Source organism: Shewanella sp. GD03713 (assembly GCF_029843705.1).
Classification (GTDB): domain Bacteria; phylum Pseudomonadota; class Gammaproteobacteria; order Enterobacterales; family Shewanellaceae; genus Shewanella.
Genome location: NZ_JAOCIW010000001.1, coordinates 2,186,203 through 2,201,806 on the forward strand (window position 1 = coordinate 2,186,203; position 15,604 = coordinate 2,201,806).

A 15,604-nucleotide genomic window follows, 5' to 3' on the forward strand; every position below is an offset into this window, starting at 1 on the left:
CTCGGCGTTTATCGGTATTTAGTAACAGCCTTTTAGGCATGTTTACTCTCACCATAAACGACGGGGACTACGGGGTGAATCGACTCAAGGTGCTGGATGTGTACTCATTACGTTTGTTATTAACCTTGCTGATGCTCTCGGGGATTTCGGTTTCCGTGGGCATTTCAAGCTGGTTCAGCACCCGGGATTCTAAGCATCAAATCGAAGAGTTATTTGATGCGCAAATGCTGCAAAGCGCGAAAATGCTTGAGCTTTTTTATCACGATGAGGCGGAATTTAAAACGCCACAAGAGCTGCCGCAAATTCTCCATGTCCCCGATAGCCAGATCAGTACCTTTGCACAAAAGGCCGATGCGCTAAAGCTGGCCTATGAGCACAAACTCGCATTTCAGATCTGGAGCGAGGCGGGGCAAGCGCTGGTGTTTTCAGACAATATCGGCCGACAACCCATAACTAAGTTTGTTCAAGGCTATAGCAAAAAAGTGTTCGAAGGGGAGCTGTGGCATGTGTTCAGCTTTTTTTCGGTTAAACACAAAGTCTGGATCATCACAGCCCAGCAAGATGAAGTGCGCCAAGAGCTGGTCTCGCAAATTATGCACAATGCCGTAATCGTGCCGCTGATCGTTGTGCCCTTAACCTTACTTATCGTCAGTTTGCTGTTTTACATCTTGTTCCGGCCGTTGAAGTCCTTCGAGCGCGAGTTAATGGCACGCTCGCCTAACGATCTCACGCCGCTCACTATGTCACTGCCTAAGGAACTCGTGCCCGTGCGCCGCGCGCTAAACCAATATATCAGCAGCATTGCGCACTTTATTGCGAGGGAGCGCCGCTTTAGTGCCGATGCGGCCCATGAGTTAAAAACCCCCTTATCCGTGATTAAATTACATCAACAAGGTTTAGAAGGTTTAGTGGGCGAGGGTGATGCGGAGCGCATTCACCTCGCCGCTATCGATGCCGGTGTGAAGCATATGAGTCACACCGTTGAGCAACTTTTGTTGCTTGCGCGGGTCGATTCGATTGCCGAACTCAATGTGCAACCTCATCTGTTACTGCCAATGGTGGAAGATGCGCTGAATCAGCTAATGCCACTGATCACCGACTATGAATGGCAAATCGAGGTCGACGCCGCATTAACGCTCAACTGCGATCGGTTTTACCTGCTGATCGTGCTAAAAAACATCATCGAAAATGCCTGTAAATACAGTCCTGTCGAAACTGAGATTAGTATCAGTGCCGCAGTCACCCACACCCATGTCGAGATAAAGATCGCCGACCGCGGGCAGGGCATGACTCTGGAGCAAATCGCCAGTGCGACGGAGCGTTTTTACCGCGTCAATGAAAATGAAGGAATAGGCGCGGGATTGGGGCTGTCCATCTGCCACCACATCATTGATTTACACCAAGGAGAATTGACGATCACGCCCCGTGAAAATGGCGGTTTAGTGGTCACGCTTGCGCTCCCCCAGTGACCCACATTTCAAATGGTATTTCAACGCGATTCGCAGCCTTAACATAATTATTTTATGCCCGCTGGCTCGCGTATTGGCAGGCATCATCTAAGATTTGTAGTTAGGGCAAATCGCTAAGATGAGTGATACCGCAAATTTGCAAAACAGATTGATTTTGTTTCTATTATGCGAACTTGGCAGCACTTTATTAGCACTTGTAACTTTTAAAGATCAAATTGGTATGTTAATTCGAATTTGATATTCTTTATTGGTATAAGTATATTGCTAAATAGTATCGTGCAAAAGGAGTTAACTGCATCTTTATTTATGAGTTTTTTACTCCTTCTGATATCTTTCGCGATATGTAACAGCCTGTGTTTTTTTTCGTTCAAACAGCGGTAAAAAAATTTCACTGTGCACACAAAAAACGTTGATTTCTTAGTTTATTTTTAGGTTACCTATCCTATGGTTAGCTTGTTGCGTTGCCAATCGTTTAAACCTTCTTCTTCACTCATTTGCTCACTGGCGCTTAGCGCAGCATTTGCGCTGTCGAGCACGGCATTTGCTGAAGAGACAAAGCCTGCTGAAAACAAACCCGCCACACCTGTGGTGAGTCCACCTAAGGCGACGGCTCAGCCGGCGAACAAAAATCAAGTGAGATTTACAAAAACGGGCACCTTTGATGGCGATTCTGTAATGAAACTGGCACGTAAGCTGGCTTCTAAGCCCTATGTGGCGTTAAAGGATCCGCTGCCAGCAGGCCTCGCCAAGTTAACCTACGATGAATACCGCGACATTCGCTTTAACCCGATTTCGTCCATTTGGCGCGATCAAGGTTTACCATTTCAAATGCAAATGTTTCACCGTGGCTTCTATTTCCAAGATTTGATCGAAATTGCCATCGTTGAAGCGAACCAATCGACTCACTTAGCCTACGAGCCTAAGTATTTCACTGCCGGTGAAGTTATCAGCCAAGCATTGCCAAATGATGACATTGGTTACTCAGGCTTTCGCATTCATAACCAGTTAAACACCAACGGTGTGTATGACGAGTTGATGGTGTTCCAAGGCGCGAGTTATTTCCGTGCCTTAGGTAAAGGTAATTCCTATGGCTTATCTGCCCGTGGTTTGGCATTAAAAACTGCCGATCCAGAAGGGGAAGAGTTCCCGATTTTCCGCGCATTTTGGGTTGAACGTCCTTCCTACGACAGCAACCTAATTGTGGTGCATGCACTGCTGGATAGCCCAAGTGTTGCGGGCGCGTATCGCTTCTCTGTGCGTCCTGGTGACAACACCCAGATCGACGTCGAAGCGACCTTATTCCCTCGCGTCGAACTCAGCAAAGTGGGACTTGCGCCTAGCACTAGTATGTTTTTACATTCACTCAATGGCCGCCACGATACCGACGACTTTAGACCCGAAGTTCACGATTCAGACGGTTTGTTAATGTTCAACGGCCGCGGTGAGCACCTCTGGCGCCCACTGGCTAACCCACGCCAATTACAGGTGAGCGCGTTTGCCGACAACTCGCCACAGGGCTTTGGTTTAATCCAACGTGAACGTAATTACGCGTCTTATCAAGATCTCGAAGCCCACTACGAGCGTCGCCCAAGTCTGTGGATTGAACCTGTGGGTAACTGGGGACAAGGTGCGGTCGTTCTGACAGAAATTCCAACAGAATCAGAAATTCATGATAACATCGTGAGCTTCTGGAAGCCGCGTCAGCCTATTCCTGCGGGCAGCGAGTATCATTTTGCTTACCGTATGAGCTGGGGCGAGGAACCAGCGGCGAAAACCAATTCTGTCGTGGTGAGTCGTACTGCCAGTGGTCGTGCCGACATCGCAAAAGCGACCCCAAGACGTTTGTTTGTCGTGGATTATCATCTTAACGGCGCCATGCCCGATGAATTACCACTCGCGAAGGTTGAGTCTTCCGGTGGGGTGATTTCAAATGTGGTTATTGCGCGTAACGCGGCTAACAATGGTTATCGCCTCGCGTTTGAGTTGGAGCCAGAAGATAAGGAACTTATCGAATTACGTGCCGAACTCAAGTTCTCAACACCGCGTCAGGTTGAAACCTGGCTCTATCGCTGGACGCTTTAAGGTCCATGACGGAGCAACATAATATGACTGTATCCGAGAATTCGGTTCTTGAGACTGAAGTGCTCGTGGGTGGTAGCGCCATGCCTAATGAAAGGCCTGGCGCGATGGAACCCCAAAGCTTAAGCAAAATGCCTGAAGGCTTCCCACGCCGTAGCACAGTGGCTAACGGCGTGCGCTCGAAGGTCTCCCGTCGATTTTTTGTCGTAGGCGGCGCACTGGCACTGTCTGCGTTTGCAATCTACGAAATGGGCGCTGTGTTCAGTATCGGCGGGATCACTCCCCTCGAATATCTGATGTTGGTACTGTTTGCGATTAACTTCTGCTGGATTGCCTTGGCGTTTTGTAGTGGTATTGCAGGCTTCTTCATGTTGCTGAAAAAGCCCAAGCCAAACGAGCTTGACCAGACTGAGCTACATACCCGCACCGCGATTTTGATGCCCACCTATAACGAGTCGCCTGATAGGGTGTTCTCTGCGGTATCTGTGATGGCGGAAGCCTTGTCGCAAACAGGGCATGGTCATGCGTTCGATTGGTTTATCTTAAGTGATACCACAGATCCTGAAATCGCCCTATTAGAAGAGCAGGCGTTTTTAGTACTGCGCCAAGAAACCCATAAACATTCTCGCGTGTATTACCGCCGTCGTCGTAAGAACGTGGCGCGTAAAGCGGGTAACGTGGCGGATTTCTGCCGCCGTTGGGGCTCTCGTTACGATCATTTATTGGTGCTCGACGCTGATAGTTTGATGGAGTCATCAACCATCACTGGCTTAGCACAACGTATGCAGGCCGATCCTGACGCCGGACTTATCCAAACCATTCCTTCGCTCATCAATGGCACCACCTTAATGGCGCGTCTGCAACAGTTTGCGGCGCGTATTTATGGTCCTGTGATTGGTACGGGTCTAGGTTGGTGGGTACAAAAAGAAGGTAACTTCTGGGGCCATAACGCCATTATTCGTACCGAAGCCTTTATGGGCGCGGCAGGTCTGCCAAACCTTAAGGGTAAACCGCCATTTGGTGGTCATATTCTAAGCCATGACTTTGTCGAAGCGGCGCTTATTCGCCGTGCGGGCTGGAGTGTGGTGATTGCCTACGACTTACCTGGCTCTTATGAAGAATGTCCACCATCGATTGTCGATTTAGCCGTGCGCGATCGCCGTTGGTGTCAAGGTAACTTACAGCATTCCCGTATCCTGCCGACCAAAGGCTTGCACTGGGTTAGCCGTTTACACTTAATGACGGGCATTATGGCGTATCTGTCATCGCCATTCTGGTTGTTATTGATTTTAACCGGTTTGATGCTCGCCTTGCAGGCACACTTTATTCGTCCAGAGTATTTTACCGACCAATTCTCGCTGTTCCCGACATGGCCAATCATGGACTCGGACAGGGCATTGAGATTGTTCTATATCACTATGGGCGTGTTGTTTGGACCTAAGATTTTCGGCGTGCTATTGCTGTTAAAAGATGGCAACTTTGCCCGCAGTGTCGGTGGTCGCATCAAGGCGATTTTCAGTGTGATATTTGAGGTCATCCTCTCTGCACTGATCGCACCTATTATGATGTTTATCCACTGCGGCGCGGTGATGTCGATTCTGATGGGACGTGACAGTGGTTGGTCTCCACAGCGCCGTGACGATGGCAGCATGCCTTGGTTAACTCTGATCTATCGCCACCGCTGGCATATGCTGGCGGGCGTGATGTTAGGTTATGCGGCCATTTTGGACTCCTTAACATTGCTCGCGTGGATGAGCCCCGCCTTGATTGGTCTTTGGTTGGCCGTGCCGATTTCGGCGTGGACGGGGTCAATCAAAATTGGTGAGTTCTTTAAACGCATTGGCATTTTGGCCACGCCAGAGGAGCGTAATCCTGCGCCTATCTGTATTCGTGCTCAAGAGGCACGTGCCGCTTATCAGGCGCATATCGAGCAGCCTTGGACATTAGCGCAAGTGTTAAAAGATCCAGCGTTAATGGAACTGCATTTAGCTATGGTTGATAAGCAGCCACTGCGTGCGGCGGGTACACCCATTGAACCGGTTGAAGCTATTGTGCACGTAAAAGTGCATGAAGCGCAGTGCCAACAGAGTGCCTTGGCGTTATTTAACCGTCAGGAGATGGCGCTGGTGCTGGCTAATCCGCTGATGCTGCGAAGTTTACAAAAACTGCCAGAGCAGTTTGTGCCGGAAGACTTAGTGTCTTTCTGCTAGTGCGAACTTCAACCTAGCGTTATTTCGCTAACTCGATGAAATGCCACTGATGCCTATCAGTGGCATTTTTGTTTTATCCCTTTGCTGCCTGCATTTCGTTAACGGCTTCAGCTATAGTGAATACAGATTACTGGTGAATTGAGTGTTGATGTCAACATTCGCGGTATATCAGCTCAGTATCTGCAATTACAGGGGATGTTTATGATGCCTGTGAGTCGATTAACGCCAAATCCTAACAAACGAAAACGCAGTTGGAGTTCAGTTAAGCGCTGGCCACTTAGCACATTGCTGATGGGACTTTCCCTTGTGGTCATTGAATCCTATGCTGCTGAACCTCCAGTCACTGCACCTTTAAGTGTTGAACCACAAACTGGTGAGCTGCTAGCTGATGCACTTTCCTCTGAAGTCGCCGACCCTGACACTGCAGTTGAGCAAATCCTAGGGCAAACCTTACTCTTGAGTCTTGCCGATGTGAGCCCAGTTTTTAGCGCCAATTATCAGCAATTGATCCAGTGGCGGCAGAGGGCGCTGGATAATGAGGAGCAGGTGAAGCTTCAGCAAATGCAGCTACAACTGGATAACTATTGGCAGTATCTTGATGCCCAAGCTGAATGCATGACGCCATGCTCATCGGCAACACTGCTACCAAAGGATGCGTATTTTCGCGCTGTGGTCCTCAAGCTGAAGCAATTAATGGCGTTAGCGGAATCCTCTACGTGGGAGATGCTTATCCTCGAAGATAAACTCAGTCCAGGACAAGAGAGTCCGCTCATCGCGCCGATTGCGCAGCGTCTTTTCCTATTAGGTTTTCTAGAAAATATGCATAGCGCAGCTTCAGAGCCAGTAGCCGATAAAGTCGTTTTGCCAGTATCTGAACTAGGATCTGAGCCAGTCATTAAGGCAGACACCATTTCACCAGACGCAACAACTCCTGCTGGATCAGTCGTACTACAGGAACTGGCTGCAATTGATAACAATCCCCTGCGTTATGATGATGAACTGGTTCGCGCGATCAAAAACTTTCAAACCCAACATGGCTTACAGGCGGATGGGGTGATAGGTAAGCAAACCCTGTATTGGCTTAATCAATCTCCCTATGCTCGGGCAAAGCTGTTGGCCAAAAATACTCTTAGGCAGCTGATTTTTACGCGCACCTTACCTGCAAGCTATCTGGTGATAAATATCCCGGCATTTGAATTGCAGTTCGTCGAAGCGGGGAAGGTCATTCTTAATTCAAAAGTGATAGTGGGCAAAGCATCGCGGCCAACACCGCTGTTAAGTAGTCATATCTCCAGCGTGGTGCTCAATCCACAGTGGCGAGTGCCACGCACCATTGTGCGGCGCGATATTTTGCCCCATATACGCCAAGATGGTCATTACCTGCAGGATCGCGGGTTTGATGTTTACGACTATGACGGCGCGCGAGTCGAGCATTCGCCGCAGGAGTGGCAAGAGTTGGCGTCCAGCCATTTTCCCTATCGCTTAGTGCAGCGCCCCGGGGCGAAAAACGCCTTAGGTCGATATAAATTTCATTTCGACAACAGTTTTAGCGTGTATTTGCACGGAACTTCTGAGCCAAGTCTCTTTAAAAAGACCGATAGAGCCTTATCATCGGGTTGTATTCGGGTTGAAAAGGTCGAGGAGCTGGCCCGCTGGTTTCAGACTCACTTAGTTAAAGATACGCGTCTTTGGGACAAATTAGCGCCTAATACCACTCAATCCCAATGGTTTGCGTTGTCAGATACCATGCCGGTTTACACGGTTTATTGGACAGCATGGCTTGATGATGCTGGGCAAATTCAATATCGCAATGATATTTATCAGCTAGAGGCTGAGTTTACCCTAGCGGTACCTGCAGCAATTTTTTACATTCTATAACGACCTGAACTTTTAAGAGATTTTGAAATCTGAAATCTTGCGAGCCAGTCAAGGCTTGATCTGAATGGCGATTCAGTATAATTTGCGGTTTTAGTGTCCAAAAAACGAACAAAAGGTGATGATGTGACGTTACTTTGTCCTGCCCGTAGGCAGTTGTTGTTAGGCCTCAGTGGTGTGGCATTGTGTTCTTTAATTCCTTCTAAAGCGTTTGCAAGTCGGTCGACTAAAGGGGTTCGCGATCTCAGCCTCTATAATCGCCACACGGGCGAGCATAACAATGGCAGTTATTGGATTGACGGCCATTATCAGAGCGAAGTGTTGAATGATTTTAGTCATTTGCTGCGGGACCATCGCCAAAATGTGGCGGCGCCCATGGATAAACGCTTATTCGATCTGCTTTACACCCTTAAGAGCACCCTCAATACCGAGAACGAGATCCATGTGATTTCAGGCTATCGTTCGCCTAAGACCAACGCCATGTTGGCGGGTAAGAGCAGTGGGGTGGCAAAGAAAAGTTATCATATGCAAGGCATGGCAATGGACATCGCTATCCCGGGCGTGAACCTAAAAACCCTTCGTGATGCGGCGTTATCGCTTAAATTAGGAGGGGTGGGCTATTACCCTAAGTCGGGCTTTGTGCATGTTGACTGTGGCCCAGTCCGCCACTGGTAGCCTTATCGTTTTGCACTGAGAGCTGCTGATAAAACTGCAGCTCGAGTGCTTGAATATCCTGCAAATAATGTTTTAACAGCGGCAAAAAGAGTTGCCCAAGCTTGTTCATTTCCCGATGTTGTTGCCAGTCGTTCACATGCTGATTGAGGCACTGTGAAAACTTAAATTGCCTGAGTCGTTGGCCTTCAACGGCGGATGATTCACAAAGCTGCATCAACATCAGCAAACTGCGATTTTTTTGTTGAGTGCAGGCGAGCAGCTCTAACAGTTTCAATTCAATTGTGGTCTGCTGATAGGGTACAGTTTCGATAAGTGAGACGAGTTCACGGGCTAATTGGCATGAAAGACGATTTTCTTGTTGCAATAAATACAGCTCGTGACGCATGTTTGACAAGACTGAAGTGACAAAATTTGCCCGAGCTTAGCAGGCATAGACAGGCTTAAGTGTGATCAAGATCGCGTGTTTTTTGATTCAGATCAAAGCCGCTTCGGCTATGTAACAGGCTACAAACAAGTTTTCCAATTCAATAAATACTCTTTGTGATTTATAACGATAGCCGCTCGGTATCATTCAGGTTTAAGAGTGGGGCTGTTCTTGTACCTGCCGAGTAACTGTGTTAGTATGCGCGCGCTTTATATGAGTCACCATTGGTCGAAAATGGTGACGGTTTTTACTCTAAATTTAAGTGAGAAACACATGTCTTACACTATCCAAGCACAAACCCGCACTGAAATAGGGAAAGGTTCGAGCCGCCGCCTACGTCATGCAGGTAAAGTTCCTGCAGTTATCTACGGCGCAGGCAAAGAGCCAGTTTCTATTGTTTTTGATCACAAAGACATCATCAACATTCAAACTAACGAAGACTTCTACACTTCTGTTGTGACTATCGTTTTAGATGGCAAAGAAGTAGGTGTTCGTGCACAAGCTATGCAACGTCACGCGTTCAAGCCAATGATCGAGCACGTTGACTTCGTTTACGCTTAATCGCGTGATTGAAGCAAAAAAGCGCCTATAGGGCGCTTTTTTTGTGGCTGTTTTTTAACGAAAAAGATAAGAATCCCCGCGTAACATGGCTACGCGGGGGAGCATCACTTGATATTGAAGTTGTAATAGATATCGAGGGATTGGCCTAAGGTGCCTGATACCGTTTCCAGATAGAGTTGCGATAACAAATAGTACCTGACCGTCATCTCATACCCTGGGTTAAATACCCCGACGCCATATTTCACCATCAGGTTATCACCGATAAAGCCACTGAACGCCACGCGGCCCTCATCGTTGGTGTCCAGTTGTACGTTCGAGAAGCCAAACTCTTCAATAATCCCCGTGGCGGTACTGCCAATGTTATTGATAGCGCCACCGCCGCCGACTTGTGAACCCAAGCCCAGTGCCGCACCCATCATCAGCGAATTGTTCTGCTCGTTATTGCTGCTGTTAAAGCCGCTGCCTTTGATAATGTAAGACAGGATCTCCGCTTGCTCCTTAGCAGGGTTAGAGAACAGGGTCACCACCGGACGGGCAGGCGTTCCTGTGACACGTACGCCCGCGACCAGATCTTCACTTTTAATTTCACGAATCGCTTCGATATTTAAGTTAGGCACGGATGTCGGGCCGACAAACTGCACCTCACCGGTACGGATTTTCAGGGTTTGCCCCATAAACTTATAGCTGCCTTGTTTGACTTTAATATCGCCAAACAGCAATGGTGGGCGGAACGCCTGTTGCTGCAGTTTTAAGGTTCCTTGCAGCTTACCTTTAAGGCCCATGCCATCTACTTTTAAGTCGTTACCGACATTAATGTTTAGATCCGCCACTATGGCATAGGGACTGGCTTTCGGTTGCGCCGCGGCAATTGAATCATCGAAGACCACATCTTCCGACAGGGCAACACCGCCCTCGGCGAGCTGGACGATTTTGATATTACCGGAAGGCACATCGACAACCCCTTTGAGTTCGAGCTGTTGACTACTAAAGGCGATGGTGAGATCGGGCGAAACATCAAGCAACGCGAGTGGCGGTTGGATCACGGCTAGTTTGTCGCCCTTTATTGCAAGCTCGCCACTAAATTGACCTTGAGGCCAACGCATATCGCCCGTGACTCGGCCTAAACCATTGCCCATCATCCAGCGGCCTTTGAGGGATGCCTGTTGGCCGCCCAACTCCATCGACATGTCGATTTTATTGATAAGCGTCGGGTTGGCCGTCAATGCGAGGGCGCCTTGAGTCAGGGACACATTGCCCGATACTTCTGGGGCATCCAAGGTGCCGGCAAAGTTTAATCTGCTGGTCAACAAACCTTCGAGGGTATTGAGCTGCGGGAAAAACTCGCCCAAGGGTTGCAGGTTAATTTGCTTGATATTGGCATAACCCGACAAGGTTCTGTCTGGCGTCACGTTAACTGTGAGCTCACTCTGCCAGCTGGCGACATCTTCCGATTCAAAGCTAATCGATGAGAGGAGTCGTTTAGCATCTAAGTTAGCTTTAAAATCAAGCTGTTGATAATTAATGGTGACTTCACGGTTTTTGGCCCGTTTAAGCTTGATGCTACCGGGCGTAAAATTAAAGTCGACATTGGCCGTGGGTTTACGTCCCGCCGCCCAGGCAAAGTTTGCCAACAGTGAAGAACCGCCATCCCACTGCATATTGTTTGGTAATACAGGCACTAACAGCTTACCTAGATTACCCGCATAGCTGAGCTGAGCCTCGCCAGTTTTGCCAATGGTCACTTGATTATCGAGGCAAACCTTACTGTTGGGGTTGACCAGACAGAAGGGGCTAATATTGCCTTTGGACTTATTTTGATCCCAGGCGACAAGAATATCCTTATCAATCTCCCAGCGTCCGACGGGGGTGGCCAAGTTGATTTTATTTACCTGCGCTTGCAGTTGGGATTTTTTCATATCGTATTGGCTAGTGACGCCAAGCTCGAGTCCTAAATCCCCTGAGGCGCTGAGGGTGAGTTTTTGGTTTTGAATATCGCCCTTACTGCCTAAAGTCACTGTATCTAAACTCTGTGAGCCGAGTTGCAGCGCCTTGGACTTGAGTGATAGGGCAAACTCATGGGCATCCAAAGGCTTATAGTAAGCCTTGAGTGTTGACTCCCTGAGCTTAATATTTTGATGCACCAGATCGACCAGTTGCGCGGTTAACTCTACTTGTGGATGTTTTTCATCCCCTGTGACATTGATATCGGCCTGCAATTGGCCACTGGCTTGGGGTAGCCATAAACCGAAATCGGGGACTTGTAGTTTGCCCTCGAGATTCCAGGTTTTGTTGGTTTCGCCCGCTAGGGTTAAGGTGGAACCCAGTACCTTGGCATTGACGCCTTTAGCGCTGATATACAGTTTATCGTTGATGCTGACATCGGCTGTGATATCAAACGGATACCCCTGCATCGTGCCCGATAGCTGTGTGTCCGTTAGAGCCACTTGCCACTGCTTATCTAACAAGCGCCCCGTGGTCTGTAATTGGCCCGAGATTAAACTGTTTGGCAGGCTGCTTGTTGCACTTGTTGCACTTGTTGCACTTGTTGCACTTGTTGCTGTAGTTGCAGCAGCTGTTGTTGGAGCTGGAGCATTTGTTGTGGCAGGCGCCGACTTATTGGTATTTGTGCTCGGCGCTTTAGAATCCTTTTTAGCTGTCGTTTCAGGTGTCTGCGTGGTTTCCGGCAGAGTGATTTCCTGTAATTTCAGGTTATCGAGTAATACCTTGGCTTTCCAAGTGATCGCCTTAGCGTAATCTAGCTCACCCGTCACGTCGACCGAACCTAGCTCGCCCTTCGCACTAAACTGCTTAATATCGAGCTTTGCATTCTGATGATGGAGTTCACTGCTGATGGCTAAGACTTTGTGGAAAGGTGTGGTGACATTTCCATTGAGCGTCGCCGCTTGTTGAGTGAGTGAGCCTTGGCTGTCGAGGTTGAGATCGCTGACGAGATACTCGGCATGTTGCAGCGGCCACTGTGCGCGGACTTTTTCCAGTTTGACCTTGTAGGGCAGCGTGGGATCTTTGAGGGTCAATTGTCCATTGAGACTAAAATCCACATCCCCTTTGGCAAGGGCGTGGATCCCCAGCTGTCCGACACTTTGGCTAAGGGTTAGGCTTAATTGTTGATGGGTCAGTTCTGGCAACTCGGCAACCTGAGTGACATTGGCCTGAACCTCAAGTGCGAGCGGATAGTCCTGTTCGAGGGCGAGTTGACCCACCACAGATACTTCGCCATAACTATGGGCAAGCAGCAGTTTTTCTAGGGTTAACTGATACTTGGCAAATTGGCCTTGAAGCTCGATATGGCTAAACAGATCTTCACGCGGACCAATCTGTAAACGGCTGTTGTCTAAACTGAGGTGCTTGACATCCACCGGGAAAGGCATAAAAACCTGTGGTAAATGGGCAAGTGCCCATTCCTCTGTAGATGCTTGCTTATCGGCGTTTTCATCCGTTTGTTTATCCGCTTGAGGATTTGCGGCAGTTTCCGTAGAAGGTTTCTTTTCGACACTGGGCTTGTCCGCTGAAGCTTTAGCACTTGCTGTCGCCGCTATGGTTGCTGATTTTTCGGTCTCAGGCTGAGTTGTCGCCGCTGCGGTCAGGGTTTTTGCCGCTGCAGCTGTCTCGGCTGCCTTGGTGTCAGTGACTTGTGTGCTATCGACTTGAGGATCTGTGGCCAGTGTGTCTGGCGCAGGGCTGTCGTCGGTAGGAATTAATACAGCCAAGCCTTCACTGCTAAGCTGCTCGACCGTCAGTCCTTCGGCAAACCAAGTAGCGGCGGTCTGAATATGATTTGCCGAAAAGCGCATCTTATCGACCGCAATATTGATGTTATTCAGTTCGGCGCTGTCGAGCTTTATGCCAAAGGGCAGAACCAGTTCACTCGGCTGATCATTTTCGGGGGTAACGTCGGCTTCAGTGGAACCTGAGCTTAAGGCCTCGGTATCGATATTGACATCGATTTGGCTCGCCGTTAAGGCATTCACGCACAGCTGCTTTTGTAGCAGACAAGTGGGTTGCCATGCCAAATGTAAATCCTTGAGCTCGACCTTAATCCCATCCATCGACCAACTGGCGTGGGCTAAGGTGAGATCTTTATTTAACGAGCCCGAGGTGTAGGTGAGCGCCAGATCGGGCACAAACTTATCGGCTAAACCCACAGTTATCCCCGAGCCAATTTCAGTCCCTAGCAGTAATGCAGTTAACACCAAAAGACTCAAGGGAACGTAAACAATAATCCGTGTGCAGAGTTTAAATATTTGCCAAATGCGCAGCTTAAGTGTTTTGGGCTGCACGCACGTTGGATTTTGTTCCAAAGACAATTGCTCTGGGGGTTGATTCTCTTGCTGAGCTGTTGCATTAGACTCATGAATAGGGGGCTTGCTCATAGCTCTGTCCCCATGGTTAAGTGAATGCGCCATGAACGGTCAATGGTGTCTGTCTCTTTCAAACCAACCCCTAAATCTAACTTAATTGGGCCAATGGGGGAGATCCAATGGATACCACCACCCACTGAGACTACGGGTTCAAACTGATTGTTATCAAAGGCGTTACCCGCATCCACAAAGGTGGCAACACGCCAAGTCGGGGTGACGTAATATTGATATTCCAAACTGCCGACCATGAGATAGCGACCACCGATAACTTCACGATTGACTTTACCATCGGCATCGATGTAATCGAGATAAGGCCCAAGTTCTTGGTAGCCATAACCACGTATGGTTTGGTCGCCACCGGCAAAATAGCGCAGTGATGGTGGGATAAAGGCCAGCTCATTTTCATTGGCTAGGTTGGCGGCGAGATCCATACGCGCCACGATTCTGTGGTTATCAAAAAAGGTGTCAATCCACTTAAACTTGGCCTGTAAGCGGGCAAGGCGTGTCTCGGAGCCAAGATAAGGATCGGCATAATCTAGGCTATACATTTGCCTGAAACCAGACTTGGGATCGAGTGAGTTATCCCCACGGGTCGTTTTAGAAAAGTTAATTCCTGCCAGATAAAAACTGGGGCTGTAATCGGTATCGGACTGAGTATATTCCTCGCGAATCGCATCGAGGGAATAGGTCATCAGCCATTGATTATCTAAGCGTTGCTGCCTGAGTAGCCCGAGCAAATACTTAGTCGACTCCAATTGGCCTGTGTTACGAAAATCGCGGTTCTCGGGTTCGTAAATCTGGGTCACCCCGTATTTATCCCGCAGTAAGCCTAGGCGAATTTTCAGTTGATCGTCTAAGGGGTGAGTCAGCGGAATCGTATAAGTGGTTAAAAACTTAGGTCTGTCAGGCGACCACTCCAAACTGGTTTCTTGGGAGTGACCGTATTTATTAATTTGTGGCGTACGCCAAGTGACCCGTACTCGCGGATCGAAGGTTTTATCTGCGCTTTGGCCTATGTCGCCACCGAGACCTAATTCAATCGAGTGGCTGGCCTTATTGGTGAGCTCCACCTTGACGGGCAACTGGTTATCCTTTGCCTGATCGATCTGCGGTATGACCTTGATATTGGCGAAATAGCCCGTATCCAACAATTGGCGATTTAGAGCGCTGACCCGACGGGTCGAATAGGCGGCATCTACTTTGAAGGGGATAAGCTTAGTGAGAATATCCGGCTCTAAGGTATGGCCTTCAAAGCTCACTTGTCCAAAATGGTAACGTGCGCCTGAGTTAAAATGCAGGCTAATTTGCGCCGTGTTTAAATCGCGGTTGATTTTGATTTGCGACTCGATGAATTCGCCATCGAAATACCCCCTTGCCAAGGCAAGCGTCACCAGTTGGGATTTTACATCGGAATACACCCCATGGTTGAGCGTATCCCCAGGCTTGATATTCACCTCCGCAAGCCACTTATCGAAGGCGCGATCGTCGAGCATCTCACCAGAGAAATTAATATCAACCCATTGGATTTTTACCGGTTCGCCTGCTTTGACCGTGAGCTTTAATTCCCACGGGCCTTTTTCTTTTTCGACTAACTGTTCTTCCACTTCGCCATGGTAATAGCCCATGGACTCGAGGGCGGTGGAGACATTGTCTTCCACGTTAAATAAGAAGGCTCGGCGCTGCACTTCGGAGTCGGGCATAGCACCTAAGTGGGCGAGAATATTACGCTTTAGGGCTTCGTCGACCCCGTTCACTGAAAGCGTTAACAAGTTATCGGCGGCCATCGCCCCCGATGTCACTAAACTCAGGCCAAGTAGCAAATGAAGACGAAAAGATAATGACGTTATTTGCAAGTATCGCTGCACTTTATAATCCCTGTGATGTGAGTTCATTGTCGCCAGAATAGCCGCAACAGGCAAGGAGATGATTGAA

Annotated in this window: 9 protein-coding genes; 6 read left to right on the top strand and 3 right to left on the bottom strand. The window is 48.7% G+C overall.

Going from position 1 to position 15,604, the window contains the following annotated elements; translation table 11 throughout:
• Positions 1 to 74: 74 nt before the first annotated feature.
• The 5 genes from N5E87_RS09730 to N5E87_RS09750 all read left to right on the top strand — a co-directional run bounded on the left by N5E87_RS09730 (position 75) and on the right by N5E87_RS09750 (position 8,308).
• Positions 75 to 1,469 (top strand): ATP-binding protein, encoded by a 1,395-nt coding sequence (locus N5E87_RS09730; protein ID WP_279775289.1) that lies wholly within the window; start codon positions 75 to 77, stop codon positions 1,467 to 1,469.
• Between the two features lie 444 nt (positions 1,470 to 1,913).
• Complete coding sequence (locus N5E87_RS09735; RefSeq protein ID WP_220055417.1) at positions 1,914 to 3,551, top strand: glucan biosynthesis protein G; 1,638 nt, start codon at positions 1,914 to 1,916, stop codon at positions 3,549 to 3,551.
• A 23-nt stretch (positions 3,552 to 3,574) separates the two neighbouring features.
• The gene (gene mdoH, locus N5E87_RS09740) at positions 3,575 to 5,758 is read left to right on the top strand and encodes a glucans biosynthesis glucosyltransferase MdoH (RefSeq protein ID WP_249555031.1); all 2,184 of its coding nucleotides are present in this window, start codon (positions 3,575 to 3,577) and stop codon (positions 5,756 to 5,758) included.
• A 201-nt stretch (positions 5,759 to 5,959) separates the two neighbouring features.
• Complete coding sequence (locus N5E87_RS09745) at positions 5,960 to 7,636, top strand: L,D-transpeptidase family protein (protein WP_279775290.1); 1,677 nt, start codon at positions 5,960 to 5,962, stop codon at positions 7,634 to 7,636.
• A 123-nt stretch (positions 7,637 to 7,759) separates the two neighbouring features.
• The gene (locus N5E87_RS09750) at positions 7,760 to 8,308 is read left to right on the top strand and encodes a DUF882 domain-containing protein (RefSeq protein WP_011622603.1); all 549 of its coding nucleotides are present in this window, start codon (positions 7,760 to 7,762) and stop codon (positions 8,306 to 8,308) included.
• On the opposite strand, the gene N5E87_RS09755 is transcribed toward N5E87_RS09750, so the two are convergent.
• A complete protein-coding gene (locus N5E87_RS09755; protein ID WP_279775291.1) occupies positions 8,259 to 8,693 on the bottom strand; it encodes a hypothetical protein in 435 nt (144 codons plus the stop codon). The genes N5E87_RS09750 and N5E87_RS09755 overlap by 50 nt on opposite strands.
• A gap of 312 nt (positions 8,694 to 9,005) precedes the next feature.
• Between N5E87_RS09755 and rplY the strand changes: the two genes are divergently transcribed.
• Positions 9,006 to 9,293 (top strand): 50S ribosomal protein L25, encoded by a 288-nt coding sequence (gene rplY / locus N5E87_RS09760; RefSeq protein ID WP_011622605.1) that lies wholly within the window; start codon positions 9,006 to 9,008, stop codon positions 9,291 to 9,293.
• 104 nt (positions 9,294 to 9,397) lie between these two features.
• Here rplY and N5E87_RS09765 read toward each other — a convergent pair whose 3' ends face one another.
• Together N5E87_RS09765 and N5E87_RS09770 are read right to left on the bottom strand one after the other, a co-directional pair.
• Positions 9,398 to 13,684, bottom strand: coding sequence for a translocation/assembly module TamB domain-containing protein (locus N5E87_RS09765; RefSeq protein WP_279775292.1), 4,287 nt, complete (start codon positions 13,682 to 13,684; stop codon positions 9,398 to 9,400).
• Entirely contained in the window at positions 13,681 to 15,537 is a 1,857-nt protein-coding gene (locus N5E87_RS09770; RefSeq protein ID WP_279775293.1) for an autotransporter assembly complex protein TamA, read from the bottom strand. The genes N5E87_RS09765 and N5E87_RS09770 overlap by 4 nt, the downstream gene beginning before the upstream one ends.
• Between the last annotated feature and the right edge of the window lie 67 nt (positions 15,538 to 15,604).